Origin of the sequence: Kribbella turkmenica, assembly GCF_004348725.1 — a bacterium.
Taxonomy (GTDB): Bacteria; Actinomycetota; Actinomycetes; order Propionibacteriales; family Kribbellaceae; genus Kribbella; species Kribbella turkmenica.
Window position 1 is genome coordinate 8,228 of record NZ_SMKR01000041.1, and the last position, 18,132, is coordinate 26,359.

General features: G+C 69.4%; 14 protein-coding genes. 3 read left to right on the plus strand and 11 right to left on the minus strand.

Annotated features, from left to right (window positions below; translation table 11 throughout):
• Positions 1-87 precede the first annotated feature (87 nt).
• From E1218_RS11965 to E1218_RS11975, 3 genes are read left to right on the plus strand one after another with little or no spacing between them, the layout of a single operon-like run.
• The gene (locus tag E1218_RS11965; protein ID WP_132319313.1) at positions 88-1,020 is read left to right on the plus strand and encodes a zinc-dependent alcohol dehydrogenase; all 933 of its coding nucleotides are present in this window, start codon (positions 88-90) and stop codon (positions 1,018-1,020) included.
• Positions 1,017-2,276 carry a RuBisCO large subunit C-terminal-like domain-containing protein gene (locus E1218_RS11970; RefSeq protein ID WP_132319315.1) on the plus strand — a complete coding sequence of 420 codons (1,260 nt, stop codon included), beginning with the start codon at positions 1,017-1,019 and terminating at the stop codon, positions 2,274-2,276. Before E1218_RS11965 ends, E1218_RS11970 begins: the two co-directional genes overlap by 4 nt.
• Positions 2,269-3,639 carry a four-carbon acid sugar kinase family protein gene (locus tag E1218_RS11975; protein WP_132319317.1) on the plus strand — a complete coding sequence of 457 codons (1,371 nt, stop codon included), beginning with the start codon at positions 2,269-2,271 and terminating at the stop codon, positions 3,637-3,639. The genes E1218_RS11970 and E1218_RS11975 overlap by 8 nt, the downstream gene beginning before the upstream one ends.
• Here the strand turns inward: E1218_RS11975 and E1218_RS11980 are convergent.
• The 11 genes from E1218_RS11980 to E1218_RS12030 are packed head-to-tail and all read right to left on the minus strand — an operon-like array spanning position 3,520 to position 18,132.
• Positions 3,520-4,722: a glycoside hydrolase family 28 protein gene (locus E1218_RS11980; protein ID WP_132319319.1), complete on the minus strand. Its 1,203-nt coding sequence runs from the start codon at positions 4,720-4,722 to the stop codon at positions 3,520-3,522. The genes E1218_RS11975 and E1218_RS11980 overlap by 120 nt on opposite strands.
• Positions 4,719-6,779, minus strand: a complete 2,061-nt coding sequence (locus E1218_RS11985) for a hypothetical protein (protein WP_132319321.1) — start codon at positions 6,777-6,779, stop codon at positions 4,719-4,721. Before E1218_RS11985 ends, E1218_RS11980 begins: the two co-directional genes overlap by 4 nt.
• Positions 6,779-7,954 (minus strand): DUF5605 domain-containing protein, encoded by a 1,176-nt coding sequence (locus tag E1218_RS11990; RefSeq protein ID WP_132319323.1) that lies wholly within the window; start codon positions 7,952-7,954, stop codon positions 6,779-6,781. The genes E1218_RS11985 and E1218_RS11990 overlap by 1 nt, the downstream gene beginning before the upstream one ends.
• A complete protein-coding gene (locus E1218_RS11995) occupies positions 7,951-9,351 on the minus strand; it encodes a DUF5060 domain-containing protein (RefSeq protein ID WP_132319325.1) in 1,401 nt (466 codons plus the stop codon). Before E1218_RS11995 ends, E1218_RS11990 begins: the two co-directional genes overlap by 4 nt.
• Positions 9,348-10,451 (minus strand): sialidase family protein, encoded by a 1,104-nt coding sequence (locus tag E1218_RS12000; protein ID WP_132319327.1) that lies wholly within the window; start codon positions 10,449-10,451, stop codon positions 9,348-9,350. Before E1218_RS12000 ends, E1218_RS11995 begins: the two co-directional genes overlap by 4 nt.
• Complete coding sequence (locus E1218_RS12005; protein WP_132319329.1) at positions 10,445-11,956, minus strand: ABC transporter substrate-binding protein; 1,512 nt, start codon at positions 11,954-11,956, stop codon at positions 10,445-10,447. The genes E1218_RS12000 and E1218_RS12005 overlap by 7 nt, the downstream gene beginning before the upstream one ends.
• Before the next feature lie 29 nt (positions 11,957-11,985).
• Positions 11,986-12,993, minus strand: coding sequence for an ABC transporter ATP-binding protein (locus tag E1218_RS12010; RefSeq protein ID WP_132319331.1), 1,008 nt, complete (start codon positions 12,991-12,993; stop codon positions 11,986-11,988).
• On the minus strand, positions 12,990-13,991 hold the full coding sequence (locus E1218_RS12015) for an ABC transporter ATP-binding protein (protein WP_132319333.1): 1,002 nt from the start codon (positions 13,989-13,991) through the stop codon (positions 12,990-12,992). The genes E1218_RS12010 and E1218_RS12015 overlap by 4 nt, the downstream gene beginning before the upstream one ends.
• 10 nt (positions 13,992-14,001) lie before the next feature.
• Complete coding sequence (locus E1218_RS12020; protein WP_132319335.1) at positions 14,002-15,141, minus strand: ABC transporter permease; 1,140 nt, start codon at positions 15,139-15,141, stop codon at positions 14,002-14,004.
• Positions 15,142-15,147: 6 nt separating this feature from the next.
• Entirely contained in the window at positions 15,148-16,146 is a 999-nt protein-coding gene (locus E1218_RS12025) for an ABC transporter permease (RefSeq protein ID WP_132319337.1), read from the minus strand.
• Positions 16,147-18,132, minus strand: a complete 1,986-nt coding sequence (locus E1218_RS12030; protein WP_132319339.1) for an ABC transporter substrate-binding protein — start codon at positions 18,130-18,132, stop codon at positions 16,147-16,149.

Genomic DNA, 18,132 nt, shown 5'->3' on the forward strand with positions numbered 1-18,132 from the left:
GGGCCCGATCCCGGACCCGATTCTGGGCCCGGTTCTGGGCCCGGTTCTGGGCCCGGTTCTGGGCCCGGTTTCGGGGCGGGTGGCAGCGTGCTGCTGCGGATGCGTGCGGTCGGGTTGTGCGGGTCGGACCTGCACACCTGGCGAGGGCATCATCCGTTCCGGAAGCCACCCGTGGTGCTCGGGCACGAGGGTGCGGGTGAGGTGGTGGCGTCGCGCGATCCCGCGTTCGGCGTGGGCGATCGGGTCGCCGTCCTGCCGGCGCTGTCGTGCTGGGAGTGCGGGCAGTGTGAGGCCGGGCGTCCACATCTGTGTCGTCGCAAGCAGGTCCCGGGTGGTGGGTGGCCGGGGATGCTGAGTGAGTACTTCGCCGCTCCGGGGCGGGTGCTGGTGCCGCTGGCCGACGGCATCGGGTACGACGAGGGCGCCTTGATCGAGCCGCTGGCGGTGGCGTGGCATTGCACGACCGGCGCGGTCACGGCCGGTGACTCGGTGGCGGTGCTCGGCGGTGGACCGATCGGCAGTCTGGTGGCCGCGGTGAGCCGGATCCGCGGGGCGTCGACCGTGCTGGTGAGCGATGTCAAGGCGTACAACCGTGAATTCCTGTGTCAGCAGGGCGTTCCGCACGTGGTGGACCCGGCCGTGGACGATCTGCTCGCGGCGGGCGCCGAGCTCACCGGGGACGGCTTCGACGTCGTCGTGGTCGCCTCGGGGCATCCGACGTGTCTGGCCGAGGCGATGGCGCTGGCTCGGCCACGGGGCCGGGTCGTGTTGCTGCCGATGTTCGCCGGCCCGTTGTCGGTCGACCTCAACCCGGCCGTGCTGAAGGAGATCACCCTCCAGGGGTCGACCATCTACACACCGGCCGACTTCGGCCAGGCGGCCCGACTGGTCAACGAGCGGATTCTGGACGTCCGTCCGTACCTCACCGCGACGTTCCCGCTGGCGGAGACTCCCGACGTGCTCACGTCGATGGACGCCGGAGTCGACCACCTCAAGCTGCAGATCGACCCGACCCGATGAGCGGCTCGGAGGTTGTGGCCACCTACTTGGTGGAGAGCTATCTGCCGCTGGCCGACGCCGCCGAGGTGATCGCGGGTGAGCAGTCGACCGGGACGTTCGTGGCGGTGGCTCGCGAGACGGCGGAGTTGCGGTCGCAGTTCGCCGCCCGGGTGCTGTCCGTGGAGGAGCTGCCGCCGACCGGCCATGGCGATCTGCCGGGGGTGATCCGGCCGCCGGGAGCGCGGCGGTCGAGTGGGCGGGTGCGGATCGCCTTCGGCGTGCAGAACTTCGGCCCCTCGTTGCCGAATCTGCTGGCCGCGGTCGCGGGGAACCTGTTCGAGCTCCGGCAACTGGCCGGGATCCGGTTGCTCGATCTCGAGCTGCCGTCCGAGTTCGCTGCTCGCTATCCCGGTCCGCGGTTCGGCGTGAGCGGCACCCGCGACCTGATGGGCCGGCCGGACGGCGTGCTGCTCGGGACGATCGTGAAACCCAGCATCGGGCTGCCGGTCGAGGAGTTGCGGCTGGTCGTCCGGGAGCTCGCCGAGGCGGGGATCGACTTCATCAAGGACGACGAGCTGGTGGGGAACCCGCCGCACTCGCGCCTCGCGGACCGGGTCGCGGTGGTGATCGAGGAACTGGACAAGGTGGCCGCGCGCACCGGGCGGCGGCCGATGTACGCGTTCAACATCACCGACGACCTGGACCGGATGGCGGCGAACCACGACCTCGTCCGGGCGGCCGGCGGGAGCTGTGTGATGGCCTGTGTGAACCTGGTCGGCCTGGCCGGTCTCGCGTGGTTGCGGGAGCGGTGCGACCTGCCGATTCACGGGCACCGCGCGATGACCGGCGTGTTCACCAGAGCGCACGGGCTGGGTATCGACTTCGTCGCCTGGTCGAAGCTGGCCCGCCTCGCCGGCGCCGACCATCTGCACACGAACGGCCTGTCGAACAAGTTCTACGAGACCGACGACGAGGTCCTCCGCTCGATCACCGCGGTCCGGCAGCCGCTGTTCGGCGGGTATCAGACGCTGCCGGTGCTGTCGTCCGGGCAGTGGGCCGGCCTCGCTCCGCAGACCTACCGCCGCACGGGAACGACCGACCTGCTGGTGCTTGCAGGCGGCGGGATCCACGGCCACCCCGACGGCTCAGGTGCCGGCGTCACCGCGATGCGTACGGCGTGGCGGTGTGCGGTCGAAGGCGGTGACCTGGACGCGTGGGCTCAGGCGGAACCCGCTCTGCGACGCGCCATCGAGACCTTCGGAGCCGGCCGTGGTTGAGGCGGCGTTCTACGGTGACGACTTCACCGGCTCGACGGACGCACTGCTGCAGTTCGCGCGGTGTGGGCTGCTGGGCGTCCTGCTGGTCGACCTTCCGCCGATCGACGAACTCCACGCCCTGGCCACGAGGTACGACGTGATCGGCGTGGCCGGTATCGCTCGGTCGCTACCTCCCGACGAGCAGGAGGCCGAGCTGCGGCCCGTCCTCACCGCCCTGCGTTACCTGAATCCGCGCGTCGTCCAGTACAAGATCTGCTCGACGGCGGACTCGTCTCCTGAGCTCGGCAGCATCGGCCGCGCCCTCGAGGTCGGCCGCTCGGTCTTCGGTCCCGCGACCGTACCGATCCTCGCCGCCCAACCCGACCTCGGCCGCTACACCGTCTTCAGCCACCACTTCGCCGCCGAGTCCGGCACCGTCCACCGACTCGACCGCCAGCCTCCCATGGCCTACCACCCCGCCACCCCCATGCGGGAATCCGACCTTCGCCGTCACCTGGCCGGTCAGACCGACCTCCGCATCGCGGGTCTCCACCTCACCGACTACGCCGACATCTCCGGCAACCTTGCGCGGTCGACGGCCGATGCTGTCGTGCTCGACGCTCTGACCGACAACGATCTCGAACGGCTGGGCCAAGCCATCGTTGCATCCGGCAACGGGATGCCGAGCTTCGCGATCGGCTCGGGCGGCCTGTCCCGCGCGGTGGCACTGAGCCTGTCGTCCACGGCGCGGGCCGCGGACCGAGCCGCTCTGCGTTCGGCGCGCGCCGCTCCGCGCTCGCCCGACGATGCCGGGAGCGGGCCCGCGCCGACCTCTGCCGACCGGGCGCAGGCTCTGGTCGTGTCGGGTAGCCAGTCGCCCAGGACGAGACAGCAACTCGGGCACGCCCTGGCCTCGGGCTGGCTGATTCTGACGGTGCCCGACCCCACCGCCGGTCAACAGGCCGTCGCCGCCCTGCTGAACGGGACTCCCGGAGTCGTCGTTCACACAGGTCGCCACACGGAGCAGCCGGCGCCGCACCTCGTCGGGACCTTCGGTGAAGTTTTGGCAGGTGTCGTCCGCAAGGTTGTGCACAATACCGCCGTACGTCGGGTCGCCATCGCCGGTGGCGACACCTCCGGACGCATCGTCCGCGCCCTGGGCGTCGCCACCCTCGAGGTGCTCCCGGCCGATCATCAACTGTCTCCCGGCACAGTGCTGTGCCGAGCCACGAGTTCCGACGCCCTGCTCGACGAACTTCACCTGCTACTCAAGCCCGGCCAACTCGGCGCTCCGGATCTCTTCGAGACCTTCCGTACGCTGTGCGCTCCGTCGGCCACCGTCCCGGATCCGGGCGGTGGTGAGACTCAGGCTCTGGACAGGTGAGCGTGGGGTGTCGCGGAGTTCCAGGGTGGTGGGAGATTGCTCGACCCGCAGGCCGGAGATGGTGATGTCCCGGACGGCCGGGTGGTGTGCGCCGGTGACCTCGGGGTCGGCGTGATGGGTGTCGATCAGGACTGCGGCCGCCGCGGTGGCGGCGACGTGTGTGTCGCGCAGCTCGATGTGCTCGATGATGCCGCCGCGGTGGGAGTTCGTCTTGAGGCGGAAAGCGTGGTTTACGGCGGGGCCGGTGACGTGGAGGTCGCGGGCGATCACGTTCCGGACGCCACCACTGGCTTCGCTGCCGATGGTGACCGCGCCGTGGCCTGTGCCGAACCGGCAGTTCTCGATCAGGATGTTCTCGCTGGGCCGGCCGACGCGGCGACCGTCGGCGTCGCGGCCGGACTTGATCGCGATGCAGTCGTCACCGGTGTCGAACGAGCAGCCGCTGATCACGACGTCCCGGCAGGAGTCGGGGTTGCAGCCGTCGTTGTTCGGGCCGCGGCTGTCGACGGTGATCCCGCGGACGACGACGTCGGAGCTGAGCACCGGGTGCACCACCCACATCGGCGCGTTGACGATGCGGACGTCCTCGATCCGCACGCGACGGCACTCGTATGCCTGGATGAAGCTGGGCCGGAAACCGTGGCCCGGCAGGAAGGTCCGCTGCTCGACCGGGACGTCGTCCTCGACCAGGCCGAGCAGGCGGTTCCAGTCGTCGACCGGTTTCGTGTCCCGCCACCAGGTGTCGTACGACGCGCCTCCGTCCAGCGTGCCCACTCCGGTGACGGCCACGTTCACCTCGTCGTACGCGTAGATCAGGGGTGAGTGGCTGAGGCACTCGATCCCCTGCCAGCGGGTGCGGACGATCGGGTACGCCGCCGGGTCGGTGAGGAACCGTACGGTCGCCCCGGCCGCGAGGTGCAACTCGACGTTGCTGCGGAGCCGGATGGGGCCGCTCCGGAACAGTCCCGCGGACACGACGACACGCCCGCCGGTCAGTTCACAAGCACCGACCGCCCGCTCGAACGCCGCCGTACAGTCTGCGCCCGGGCGGCCGCCGTAGTCCGTGACGAGGTGATCAGTCATGCGGGCGGTGTGCGGAGGCGCAGGGCGTTGGTGAGCGGGACAGCGATCACCCACGAGGGGTTCCAGGTGTTGCTGTGCCCGCGGCGTTGCCAGTGGGTCTGAAAGACGGCTTCGCCCTGTTCGCCGACGATCTGGAAGCCCCAGTCCCCGACGGCACCGCAGATGCCTTGTCCCAGCGCGTTCACGGTGGTCTCGGCGGCGGCGACGTACTCGGGCCGGCTGGTGACGGTGCCGAACTCGTGCAGCTCGTAGGTCGGGAAGAACGTGTCCAGGTGGTGGTTCTGGACGCTGACCGTCGGCCAGCCGATCGCGTTGAACCCGGCCGCTCGCAGCGGCGCGTCCAGGTCCTGCTCGGGCGACCAGACATAGACCCAGGTGAGCAGCCAGTCGGCGGCGACCTCGGCCCACCCCGCGTAGAGATCGTCGCCGGTCAGCTGAAAGAGCTCGTACGCGGCGAGGAAGTAGTACATCCCCGCTTCCTTGTCCTCGCACGCCGCGTCGAGCGTCGACCGGGCGAACGGGCGGTCGAACGTGCGCGCGTGCTGACCGTGGTAGCGGGTCAGCCACGTGGTCGCCTCCGGCAACAACCACGAGTCGTCCAGTACGGCGGACGCCTTGAGCGCGGCCAGGACGCACGGGATCCCCGCGGCCGACACCGCGGCCGACGCAGGAGTGCCGTCCAGCCGCCAGCCGATCGGAAACGTGCCGTCCGGCAGCAGCGCAGTCCGGAGGAACTTCACCGACGCGACCAGGGCATCCGGCCAGGACGGCGGAACCGGCTCACCGTGCGAGCGGAACAGCGCGACGATGTCGGCCAGGTCGGCGACCGTCTCGCCGTACGCGCGGCTGGACACCATCGCGCGCCCGCCGGTGCGGAAGCTGGTCCAGCGCCGGCTGCCGACCTGGTAGGCGTTGTGCCGCAGACCGGGCGTCCGCGTCGAACTGCCCGCCAGGTAGAACTCGACGGCCGCGCGGCACCGGTCGATCCGCGACCGGTCGCCCGACTCGAAGCCGAGCCGGGCGTCACACCAGGCGAGCTTCAGTGCCTGGCCGGTCCAGCCGTACAGGAAGTGCCGGGCCTTCACCGGGCCGTTCCCGGTGACGTCGCTGAACTTGGTGTAGCCGGCCACCGTCCCGGCGCGGTACCACCGGTTGTCCAGGGCAACGGTCTTGCGGTCGACGACCTCGTCCAGGGTGAGCGGTCGCGCGCCGGGTTCGTCGAAGAGCCCGCGCCCGGTCCGGACGAGGTTCCGGAACGCGTGCCCGCGATCGTCCTGCGATCCCCAGTCGAGCACCAGCCGCTGCGTGTAGACCTCCCCCGGCAGCAAGGTGAGGTAGCCGTCGTCGGTCGACTCGGTCTCGGCCTTGCTGACGTACCGGACGTCCTGCTTGCCGTCGAACATCAGTACGCCGCTCAGCGCCGCGACCACCGGTCCCTCCCGGCGGATGAGACCGAGCGAGCCGTAACGCACCGAACCGTCGGCCGACCGGCGCGCCGCCGGGCGGGAGAACACGCTCAGCCAGCGACGCTCCCGACCGGCCCGCCACTCGAGGTTCACCCCGGGGATCGGCAGCCGGTCCTCCTCGGCGACGAAACCGCCGCCGGGTGCCGGCCCGATCCGCGGGACGGCGCGCGCCGGGTCGGCGGACGGGTTGTCGTTGTAGAGCAGACCGGGAAGGGTGACCTGGCAGTCGGTGAGCCGGCCGAGGTCGAGCAGCAGACCGACGGCGAGGTCACCCAGCCGGCGCTGTCCGCTGTTGCGCCAGCGAACCTCGAGGTTCAGCCGGTCGGCCTCGTCGAACGAGAGCCGCACCTCCACCGCGACCGGCCCGGTCCGGCAGCCCGCCCGGTGCTCACCCGGTCGCCGGGAGAGCCACCACCCCTCGGGCTGCATCGCATTGGGTTGCCACGGGCGACCGGCCGAGCAGGTCAGCAGTTGGGCGACCGGCCGCTCGACGTACGTCGTGCCGGCTGCCGACTGTCCGAGGTGGAGGACCACCCCGTACGGAGTCCTGCGGAGCTCCGCGGTCCGGTCACCGGAGGTCAGCGCGGGCATCAGCTGGTCCGCCGGATCTGGATGGCCTGGTACTGCGTTCCGGGCAGCCTGACTGTCAACGAGTCGGTGACGGTCTCGTGCGTCCGGCGCACGCTGTGGTTCCAGACGTCCAGGACCTCCACCTGGTACGTCCCGGCCGGCAGGTTGAACGTACGGTCGGGGAACTGGTGCTCACCGAGGTACTGCAGGTAGTAGCTCCCCGGGACAGCGAGCGTCGGGGCGTCCCGGTAGTCGTCGACCGGCTGCACGCCGTCGGGCAGCTCGTCCAGCACTTCACGCAGCAGCCGCAGCCGCTGCGCGACCACGCCGACCGGCCGCAGTCCTCCGCCGGACCAGGGGCCGTCCTCGCCGTCGACGTACCACTCGCCGTGGGCGACGTGCGCGCCGCGGACGGTCCCCTCCCAGATTCGAGTGAGCATCTCCTGCGGGGTGAGGCTGGTCTCGGGGGTGGACCCGTTGCCCTCGTAGCCGCAAGCATCCACGAGCACAGGCTTGCGGTAGTCGCGGCGGAGTGCGCTGACCCCACGCAGGTTCTCCAGCGGAACGCTGAGGTGGGTCAGCCATGGGACTCCGGCGTCGTTGGTCGCGTGCGCGGAGACGAGGTGCCGGCCGGAGTCGAGTTCCGCGATCTGCTCGGCTCGCGATCTCAGGTCGGCGGTCGGCTCCAGGCACCACGTGACGTTGCGGTAGGCGGCCAGGCGGTTGACCAGCTCAGGCACGAACCGGTCGTCAGGGATGACGATCTCGGCGGCCATGTCGACCGCCAGCAGGTCCTGCACCTGCTGGTCCAGCTGAGCCAACCGCTGCGGAACCCGGAGGCGGACGCGGTCGAAGGGCGAGGCGGCCAGCGCTCGGCAGGCTTCGGACCAGTTCTCCTCCGTCCCGAACCACGTGGTGGTCAGCGGATGGTACGACGTTCCGTCGGCCCGGCGCAGCTCGGTACCGGCCGGGCGGACAGGACCGCGGGTGGTCGAATGGGTGCAGGTGAAGCTGTGCGCCTCGTCGGCCAGCTTGTAGTGCCAAGTCCCTTCGAGACTCGGCATGAAGCGGACGAGCCAACGGCCGCCGTCGGGAAAGGACTCGACGTACGCGCCGTCGTGGTCGTGATGGAAGTCCACGCCGACCGGTCCGTCGACCTGGAGCTCCAGCAGGCCCCAACGTTCTACCTGTGTCATCGGGTGCCTCGCAGAGCTAGGTACGGGCGCGCCGGAAGCGGGATGCGACAGCTGCCGGAGTAGGAGGTCAGCGCAGTGATGGTCATCGCAACGGTGTCGATCAGGTCGAAGTGGTACGGATTGCCGGGCGGAAGGTCGAGGTCGACGGCCGACGGCTGCCGGTCACCGAGGTAGTGCAGGACGCAGTGCTCCGGGTCGACGTCGCCGTCGGCCCGCCGTGGCAGCCCGGCGAAGACGTCGCGGAGGAAGGCGATCCGGGCGGAGCTCTCGCCGTACAGGCGGCCGCCGATCGAGATCCAGGCACGAATCTCCCGGTCCACGAAGGACTCGCCGTGGCCGACGTACCCGCCGAGCGACATGCCCTGCCAGAAGCGGTGGACGAGTTCGTCGGCGGTGAGGTTGCCCCAGCGGCGGCCGGCGTTGCCCTCGTAGCCGATCTCGTCGATCACCACCGGCTTCGGGCACGATCGCCAGGCAGCCACCTCGGCGCCGTCCCAGTGCTGCACGCTCTGGTGGGTGATCCACGGCTTGCCGAAGTCGTACGGCGAGAACACCTCGTACATCTTGGTGCCGTTGTGGATGGACCGCAGCCGCTGGTACGGGTCGAATCGCTGGACCTGCTGCAGCAGCCGGTCCCAGTCCGCGATCGTCTTCTCGTGGTTGAAGTCGTACTCGTTCGACAGCGACCACCAGACGTTCCGGTACGCCGCCAGCCGGGCGACCACATACCGCAGGAACGCCTCGTCCTGCGCCGGCGTCATCCGGTCGAACCCCCAGACCCCGCGGTCGTAGGGGTGGAACAGGATCAGGTCGGCCTGGACACCCAGCTCGAGCAGGTCGGCGACCCGGCTCTCGAAGTGCCGGAAGAACGCCGGGTCGAAGACCTCCACGTCGACCTCGCCCGGAGTGGCGCCGGCGAACGGCAGGCGGTCCGGCCGCATGCCCTCGGTCGGCAGCAGGCACATCCGGACCTTGTCGAAAGGTGCCGTCCGCAACGACGCGAGGGTCAGCTCCTGGATCTCCTTGGACTCGTACGTCCAGTGGTAGCAGGTCGTCCCGACGCAGTCGTAGCGGGTGCCGTCGGCGTACGCGAAGTGGTGGGTACCGTGCACCCCGACCGGCCCGTGGTTGCCGGGACCGGGCGGGGTGCACTCGAACGAGCCGCGATGCCCGTCGAGCTCTGGTGCGGAGCTGCTGGTGACGTACTCCCACCGGCCTTCGGAGTCCGGCATGAACCGCGCCCGGTAGACACCGTCCCCGTCGTAGAAGCCGTCGACCGTGACCACCCGGTTCCGGAACCGGTACGCGACCCGCAGCGTGACGTCCGCGAACGGGGTGCCGTCCGACGGTCCGGACCAGGTCAGCTCGTGCAGTCCCCAGCGCTCGACAGTACTCATGGAAGCCGGTCTCCCGCCTGGATCCACTCCGGCGAGAGGATCACGTGCTTGATCGTCTTGCGCAGGTACGAGTACGCGACGTGCAGGCGGCCGTCGCGGGTCTGCAGCAACGTCGGGTACGAGTACCCGAACTCGTTGTCGCGGTACTCCTCGTCCTGCACCTGGAGGTTGCGCCAGTACGGCCAGGTGGCCCCGTCGTCCTCCGACAGCGCCAGTGTCAGCGGGGTCCGCAGCGTCTTGCGCCGTACGCCGCCCCGGCCGTCGGGCACCCAGCGGAACTGGTCCCGCTCGGCCGACGAGTCGTTGAAGACCAGAACCAGCCGGCCGTCCGCGAGCCGGAGCAGCTGGATCGCGGAGTTGTTGTTCGGCAGCGCGGTCCGCTCGGGCGCCGACCACGTCCGGCCGCCGTCCTTGGAGACCGAGCGGTGGATCCGGTCCGCGGCCCGGCTGCGGAAGTAGCCGAGCAGCTCACCGGGCGCGATCTCGACCGCGCTCAGCTGGACCTGTCCCAGTCCTTCGGGCAGGTCGCCCTTCGTCCACGTGCGGCCGCCGTCCGAGCTCAGCTGGACGACCGTCGTCTCACCGTTGCGGTCACAGTCGTACGCCGGCAGCAGCCAGTCTCCGTTGCTCAGGACAACGATCGGGTTCCGGATGAAGCTTCCCGGGCGGTCGAAGAGCACGTCGCCCGGTCCCCAGGTGAGCCCGCCGTCGCGGGAGACCCGGCGGAGGACGCGCGACGTGCTCTGGTCGTGCGGCTCGTTGGAGGTGTGCAGGAGCCAGACCTGCCCCGTGGGCAGAACGAACAGCAGCGGGTTCTGCTCCGAGCGGTCGGGGTCCGCGGACATGCGCTCCGGCACGGTCCAGGTGTCGGTGCCGGCGGGGAGCCGGGACAGCACGATGCTGGTGTCCGGCTCCCCCTCCCCCGGACCGTTGAACCACGCGCAGAGCAGGTCGCCGGCCTGGGTCTCGACCAGCGTCGCCGCGTGACTGTCGCCCGGATGCAACGTCGGCAGTAGGGCGGTCGAGAGGTCGGCGTCCGGCCGGAGGCGGCCGTCGAACCGGGGGTCGGCGACCGGGCCGGAGTAGGGGGTCGTCACCATGTGAGGCCCGCGGCGGCCTGAGCCTTGATGTAGTTCGGGATGTCGACCTGCTCGGCCACGTGCAGCGACGACGCCACGTCCATGCCGTCGATCAGCACGTGCTGGCGGAACACCTTGTACAGCGGGATGTCCCAGTACTCGGTGTTCTGGTAGTTCGTCACCACCGCGTTGTCACCCCAGTACACGCCCGACGTGTCGATCCCCTGCAGCTCCGGCAACGCCGTACCGAACGCGTTCACCACGGTGTCGGTCGGGAGCACCGCCTTCACGCCGTACGACGAGAGCCGGGTCTGGATCTCCTCCGACACCAGGTACTTGACGATGCCGAGCGCGGCCTCCTTGTGCGCGGACTGCGGCGGGATGAAGGCGGCCCGCGTGTTCGGCTGGTAGATCGCGGTCGAGCCGCGCGACAGCACCGGCATCGAGGTGACGCCGATCTTCACGCTCTTGGCCCACTCGGTGTAGTCCTCGACGTCGTCCTGCTCGATGTACAGGTCGTTCAGGGCATAGGCGTTCAGCTTCGACAGCGTGTGCACCGCCATCGCCACGTGGCCGGGGAAACTCATGTCGCCCTTGAAGAAGTCGTCCACGGTGGTGAACGTGTTGCCCGGCAGCATCAGGAACCGGTACATGTTGTCGGCGACCCGCTTCCACTCCACCGACGTCAGGTTGACCTTGACGTCCTCCGGCGCGGGCTGCTCGCTGGCGCCCGGGACGAACGGGTACAGGCCCAACTGGTTCAGCGCCAGGTAGTTGTCCGGGTGCTGCATGAAGCCCTTGTAGTGGTCGATCCCGTCGTTGCGGGTCAACGCCCGCGCGGTCTTGTAGATGTCGTCGTACGTCGACCCGACCCGCGGGTACCGGACCCGGAATCTGTCGAAGATCAGCTTGTTGTAGAGCAGCACGTGCTCGTCGATGAACACCGGGACGCCGTACAGGCCGCCGTCGGAGCGGGACTTGACCTGCTCGACTGTTCCCGGGTTGAGCGCGGACAGGTCGATCCCGGCCTGCTGGACCATCGCGGTCATGTCGGTGACCCAGCCGCGCGGCTCCAGGTCTCGGTCGATCCGGGTCCGCGGGTCCTCGAGGATCAGGTCGGGCACCCGGGTCGTCCTGGCGATGTCCTCGTACCGGATCGGGTAGTCCCAGGTGGCGTACTTGATCCTGACGTTCGGGAACTTCGCCCGGATCGCGTCGCCGAAGACGGTGTCGAAGTACCGGGTCGCCTCCCGGCCCTCGTCGTCGCCGCCGAGCTCGAACGGCTTGAAGTTCGCGGCGAAGATGAACAGCTCGTCGTCGTCCACCGAGAACGGCTTGTTGTACCGGTTCGGGATCTCGACGGTGCCGGCCGCGGACCGGGCACCCGCGCGCGGGACCGCCGAGGTGGAGCTGGTGGCCGCCGCGGCGGCCGTCCCCGGCAACGCACCGCCGAGGGCGGCCAGGCCGCCGATGAGGGCGCTGTTCCGGACGAAGCCGCGACGCGACATTCCTTTGCTGTCGGACATGGTTGACCTTTCGTGAGGGGCGGGCGGTGTCAGGCCGTCAGGGCCGGAGCGACACCTTTCAGGTCGAGCTGCTCGGCGAAGTGACAGGCGACCCGGCGCCCGCCCACCTCGCGCAGCTGAGGTACTTCGGTGCGGCACCGCGCCTCGGCGTAGCCGCAGCGCGGGCTGAACGGGCAGCCGGGCGGGACCTTGGACGGGTCCGCGATCTCACCGCGCAGCATGATCCGCGACCGCTTGCCGCGCGACGCCGGATCGGGATCGGGAACGGCGCTCAGCAGCGCCTCGGTGTACGGGTGCAACGGCTTGGAGTACAGGTCCTCGGTCGAACCGCTCTCCACCAGCTTGCCGACGTACATCACCGCGACGTCGTCGGCGAGGTGCTCGACGATGCCGAGGTCGTGGGAGACGAACAGGTAGGTGAGCCCGGACTCCTCCTGCAGATCCTTCAGCAGGTTGAGGATCTGCGCCCGGACGGACACGTCGAGCGCGCTGACCGCCTCGTCCGCGACCACCAGTCGCGGATCGGTCGCCAGTGCCCGGGCGATCACGACCCGCTGGCGCTCACCGCCGCTGAAGGCGTGTGGATAGCGATGCGCGTACTCCGCCCGCAGTCCGACCCGCTTCAGCAGCGCGGCGACCTTCTCGTCGATCTCCGCGCGGGAGCCACGCTCCTGCACCCGCAGCGGCTCGGCGATGATGTCGCGCAAGGTCTTGCGCGGGTCCAGCGACGCGTGCGGGTCCTGGAAGATCAGCCGGACCTCGGCGCGGTAGGGCTTCAGCTCCTTCTCGGACAGCTTCGCCAGGTCCACACCGTCGTAGAGGATGCTGCCCGCGGTCGGCTCGTACGCGCGGACGATGCAGCGGCCGAGGGTCGTCTTGCCGCAGCCCGACTCCCCCACCAGCCCGAGGGTCCGGCCCGCCTTGATCGACAGGTCGACACCGTCGACCGCCTTCACCACCCCGCGATGCCGGCCGAAGAAGCCGCCGTGCAACGGGAAGTGCATGGTCAGGCCCCTGGTGGTCAGCAGGTCGTTCATCGATTCTCCTCGCCGTACAGGAGACAGGCGACGTCGGTGTCGTCGGCCCGCACCCGGGTCGGCACGGTCAGGTCGCACTTCCCGGCCATGAACGCGTCACACCGCGGGTGGAACCGGCAGCCGGACGGACGTTCGTACGGTGGCGGCACGGTCCCGCGAACGGCGGCCAGCCGGGCCTGACCGCGTTGCCCGAGCCGGGGCACCGACCGGACCAGCGCCTGGCTGTACGGGTGCTTGGGAGCACTCAGGACCGACGTGGCCGGACCGTGCTCGACCACCTCGCCGAGGTACATCACGGCCACCTCGTCGGCCACCTGTGCGGCCACCCCGAGGTCGTGGGTGATCAGCATGATCGCCATGCCGAGCTCCTGCTGGAGATCCTGCAGCAGGTCCAGGATCTGCGCCTGGGTGGTGACGTCGAGCGCCGTCGTCGGCTCGTCCGCGATCAGCAACCGCGGCCGGCACGACAGTGCCATCGCGATCATCGCGCGTTGCCGCATGCCACCGCTGAGCTCGAACGGGTACGAGTCGATCCGGCGCTTCGGGTCCGGGATGCCGACCCGGCCGAGCATCTCGATCGCCCGCTCGCGTGCCGCCACCTTGCCGATCTCGTCGTGCAGCCGGATCGCCTCGACGATCTGGTTGCCGATCGTGTGCACCAGGCTGAGCGAGGCCATCGGCTCCTGGAACACCATCGCGATGTCCGACCAGCGCACCTCGCGCAGGCGCTTGTCCTTCGCCGCCAGCAGGTCCAGCGGGTCGTCCGACGGCTCGTCGCCGTACAGCAGGATCTGGCCGCCGACGATCCGGGCCGGACGTTCGACCAGGCGCAGGATCGAGCGAGCGGTGACGCTCTTGCCGCAGCCGGACTCGCCGACCACGGCCAGCGTCCGGCCCCGCGGCACGGTCAGGCTGACCCCGTCGACGGCCTTGACCACACCGTCCTCGAGCTCGAAATGCGTTTGGAGATCACGGACTTCCAGCAAAGGCTGAGCCATCAGGGTGCTCCTACTTGTAGGGGTCCGCGGCGTCGCGGAGGCCGTCGCCGACGAAGTTCATGGCCAGTACGACGACCACGACCGCGAGTCCCGGCGTCAGCAGCCAGGGGGCGGTGGCGACCGCACGGATGTTCTGCGCGCCCTCGAGCAGCACACCCCAGCTGACGGCCGGCGCCTGCAGCCCGAGGCCGAGGAAGCTCAGGCTGGTCTCGCCGAGGATCATCCGCGGGACCGCCATCGACACCGACGCGATGATGTGGCTGGCGAACGACGGCACCATGTGACCGACGATGATCCCGCGCTGACCGACCCCGTCCAGCCGGGCGGCCATCACGAAGTCCTCCTCGCGCAGGCTGAGGAACCGCCCGCGGACGTCGCGGGCCAGCCCGGTCCAGCCGATCAGCGACAGGATCACGGTGATCGCGAAGTATCTGGTCAGCGGCCCCCAGCTGTTCGGCAGGGCCGCCGACAACGCCATCCACAGCGGCAGCGTCGGGATCGACATGATGAACTCGATGACGCGCTGGATCGCGTTGTCGACCGGGCCGCCGAAGTACCCGGAGATGCCGCCGATCAGGATGCCGAGCACGAAGCTGGCGGCCACGCCGACCAGGCCGATCGAGAGTGACACCTTGGCGCCGTGAATCAGCCGGGACAGCAGGTCGCGGCCGGACTGGTCGGCGCCGAGCAGGAAGAACGGCTCGCCCTTGGTGGTCGGGCCGATCAGGTGGATGTCGGACGGGATCAGCCCGAGCACCTTGTACTCGTCACCGCGGACGAACAGGCCGACGTCGACGATCTTGCTCCGGTCGACGGTGAAGGTCTGCTCGAACGTCTCCTGGCTGCGGGTGGACGAGTACCCGTAGACGAACAGGCCGTGCTCGGTGGACAGGTGCACCCGCTGGGGCGGCGCGTACGGCAGCGACGTGTGCGCGGAGTCGCTCGCGGCCGGGGCGAAGAACCCGGAGAAGACCGCGACGAAGTAGATCGGGACGAGGACGACCAGCCCGATCAGCGCGAGCCTGTGCCTGCGGAACTGCCGCCACATCAGCCGCCACTGCGGCAGCGCGCCGTGGTCCCGCAGGCTCTTCACCACCTCGGGCGCGGCCTGCGGCGGCGGCGCGGGCTGTTCCTGGATTGTCTGGACCATCGGGCGCTATCCCTTCGACAGCCGGTGACGGATCCGCGGGTCCCACCAGGCCAGCGCGAGGTCGCTGAGCATCGTGCCGATCACTGTCAGCGCGCTGAGGATGAGGACGAAGCTGCCGACGAGGTACATGTCCTGGCTCCTCACCGCGCCGAGCAGCAGTGGGCCACTGGTCGGCAGGCTCATCACGACCGACACGATCGTCTCGCCGCTGATCAGCCCGGGCAGCAACCAGCCGACCGTGCTGAAGAACGGGCTGAGCGACATCCGCACCGGGTACTTGAGCAGCAGCTTCCATTCCGGCAACCCCTTCGCCCGGGCGGTCGCGACGTACGGCCTGTGCAGCTCGTCGAGCAGGTTCGCGCGGGTGATCCGGATCAGGCCGGCGGTGCCGGCCACGCCGACCACGACGATCGGCACCCACAGGTGCGAGATCAGGTCGAGCAGCTTGCCCAGGTTCCAGGCGGCGTCGGCGTACTCGGGTGAGAACAGTCCGCCGACGCTCTGGCCGAAGTACCGGAACCCGATCCACATCATCACCAGCGCGAGCATGAACTCCGGCACGGCCATCCCGATGAAGCCGAGGAAGGACGCGACGTAGTCGCCGGGCGAGTACTGCCGCAGCGCGCTGTAGATGCCGATCGGGAAGGCGATCGACCAGACGAACAGCAGGCTGCCGATCGACAGCAGGATCGAGAGCATCACCCGGTTGCCGATCAGGCTGGCGACGGACTGGTTCCAGGCGAACGACTGGCCGAGGTCGCCGTGCAGGACCACCCCGGAGATCCAGGTCCAGTACTGCACCAGAAACGGCTTGTCCAGGCCGTAGTGCCGTTTCAGCTCGGCGATCTGCGAGTCCGGGATGTCCTGGCCGCGGGCCTCGGCGTTCGCGATCACCGTGGTGGTGTAGTCGCCCGGCGGCAGCTTGATGACGACGAAGGTGACGAACGAGATCGCCGCCAGCGTGATCGCCATCCACAGCAGCCGCCGGGCCAGGAAGCGCAGCATCTACTGTCCGATCGCGAACTGTTCGGGATGGACGATGCCCGGGGCAACCGCCTCGATCATCGTGTCCGGCACGTTGTGGAAGTCGTTCTTCACGATGCCGTAGGTGTTCGGGACGGTGCTGATGCCGATGTAGTAGAACTGGTCGGCCGCGATCTGCAGGATCTGCTTGCCCAGGTCCAGCGTCTTCGCCGGGTCCGGCTCCTGCCGGCCCTGGGTGAACAGCTCGAGCTGCTTCTTCACCTCGGCCGGCGGCTCGACACCTTCCTCACCCTTGGACTGGTACCACTGCGCCCAGCCGATGCCGTACCGCGCGCTGCCGTCGTTGGTCGGCACCCAGTAGTGGTCGCCGCCGGTGCCGGTCGGCAGCACGAACGTGCCACCGGTCCAGGTGCCGGCGTCGTGGTCGTTGGCCCTGACCCGCTCCTTGGCGAGGTCCTCGCTCACCGCCTGGGTCCGCAGCTCGACGCCGACCGCGCGCCAGCGCTTCTTCACGAACTCGATCGCCTCGACATGGTCCGGGAACGACTCGCTCACCAGCACGGTGACCGACACCGGCCGGCCGTCCGCGCCCAGCCGGCGGCCGTCGGCCGCCTTCTTCAGCCCGGCCTTGTCCAGGTGCTCGTTCGCCTTGGCCTCGTCGAACTCCAGGTACTGCGTGGCCAGCTGCTCGTTGTAGTACGGCGAGTCCTTCGGCGGAGCGCAGTTCCACGGCTCGCCCTGGCCGGCGTACACCGCGTCGATGATCTCCTTGCGGTTGATCGCGTAGGACAGGCCGATCCGGAAGTCCTTGTTCGCGAACAGCGCCCGCTTGACCGGGTTCTTGTGGGTCTGGTTGATGCCGATGATCATCGTGTTCGTCAGCTGGGTCGGCACCTCGAAGATCCGGTAGCCGCCCTTCTCCCGGTTCTGCGCGACCACCGGCTTGTTCTGCGCGGTACCGAAGTTGCGGTACTGCATGCCGAACTCGCCGTTCATCACCTTGAGCAGCTCGACCTGGGGGTCCTGGACCACCTCGACGCGGCAGGCGTCGATGTACGGCAGCTGCCGGCCGGCGTCGTCGATTTTCCAGTAGTACGGGTTGCGGGACAGAGTGACCGCGGAGCCCTTGCCCAGCGGCGTGGTCACCTTCCAGGGCGCCAGGGTCGGCTGCTCCGGGTTGGTCCACGGATTCTGCTTCTGCGCGAACAGGTCGACCCAGCTGCCGACTCCGGCCTTCTTCGCCAGCGCGTTCGCGTTCTTGTTGTATTTCAGGTGGAACTGCTGGAAGTAGTGCTTCGGCAGCAACATCCCGTAGGCACCCTCGCGGAGGAAGATCGCGTCGGCGATCTGGCCCAGCAGCGACGGCTGCGGTGCGGTGTAGGTGAGCTTCACCGTCCGCTCGTCGACCTTGTCCATCTGCACCAGCTTGCCGGTGTCGGGCGAAAGGAAGGCGTCGTAGACCCCGTCCGGGTGCAGGCCGGGGTCGCACTGCACCTCGAGGACCGTGAACATCAGGTCGTCCGCGGTGCACGGCTTGCCGTCGGACCACTTCAGCCCTTCGCGGAGGGTGAAGGTGAACACCTTGCTGTCGGCATCGACCGTGTACTCGGCGACGTTCGCTTCCATCTCGTCGTACCCGGGTTTGCCGGTCTTGTCCGGCTTCCAGCGCACCAGCGGCTCGTAGTGCATCGCGTACCACAGCCACTGAGTGTCCTCCTGGGTCAGCATCGCCGACCGCCAGGTGCCGCCGTACATGGTCTTGCCGGCCAGCGGCTTGATCACCGGCGGGTTCTTCGGCAGCCGCTGGTCCAGCGGCGGCAGCGTGCCCTTGTCCACCAGCGCCTTGAGCATCGGCGACTCCAACTGGTCCGCCGTCGCGGCCTGGGCACCGGACCCGGCCGGCTTGGTGTCGAAGAAGCTGCACCCCGGCACAGTGGCGGCCACCAGGACTCCGAGTCCGCCTTGCAGCACCCGTCGCCGGTCGACCTTGCGTACGTCTCCAGACAT

Excerpts from the sequence above, each read along its gene's own strand:
- E1218_RS12010 (WP_132319331.1), bottom strand. The coding sequence starts at position 12,993 with ATGAACGACCTGCTGACCACCAGGGGCCTGACCATGCACTTCCCGTTG.
- E1218_RS12020 (WP_132319335.1), bottom strand. The coding sequence starts at position 15,141 with ATGGTCCAGACAATCCAGGAACAGCCCGCGCCGCCGCCGCAGGCCGCG.
- E1218_RS11990 (WP_132319323.1), bottom strand. The coding sequence starts at position 7,954 with ATGACACAGGTAGAACGTTGGGGCCTGCTGGAGCTCCAGGTCGACGGA.
- E1218_RS11970 (WP_132319315.1), top strand. The coding sequence starts at position 1,017 with ATGAGCGGCTCGGAGGTTGTGGCCACCTACTTGGTGGAGAGCTATCTG.
- E1218_RS12005 (WP_132319329.1), bottom strand. The coding sequence starts at position 11,956 with ATGTCCGACAGCAAAGGAATGTCGCGTCGCGGCTTCGTCCGGAACAGC.
- E1218_RS12025 (WP_132319337.1), bottom strand. The coding sequence starts at position 16,146 with ATGCTGCGCTTCCTGGCCCGGCGGCTGCTGTGGATGGCGATCACGCTG.
- E1218_RS11980 (WP_132319319.1), bottom strand. The coding sequence starts at position 4,722 with ATGACTGATCACCTCGTCACGGACTACGGCGGCCGCCCGGGCGCAGAC.
- E1218_RS12015 (WP_132319333.1), bottom strand. The coding sequence starts at position 13,991 with ATGGCTCAGCCTTTGCTGGAAGTCCGTGATCTCCAAACGCATTTCGAG.
- E1218_RS12030 (WP_132319339.1), bottom strand. The coding sequence starts at position 18,132 with ATGTCTGGAGACGTACGCAAGGTCGACCGGCGACGGGTGCTGCAAGGC.
- E1218_RS12000 (WP_132319327.1), bottom strand. The coding sequence starts at position 10,451 with ATGGTGACGACCCCCTACTCCGGCCCGGTCGCCGACCCCCGGTTCGAC.
- E1218_RS11995 (WP_132319325.1), bottom strand. The coding sequence starts at position 9,351 with ATGAGTACTGTCGAGCGCTGGGGACTGCACGAGCTGACCTGGTCCGGA.
- E1218_RS11985 (WP_132319321.1), bottom strand. The coding sequence starts at position 6,779 with ATGCCCGCGCTGACCTCCGGTGACCGGACCGCGGAGCTCCGCAGGACT.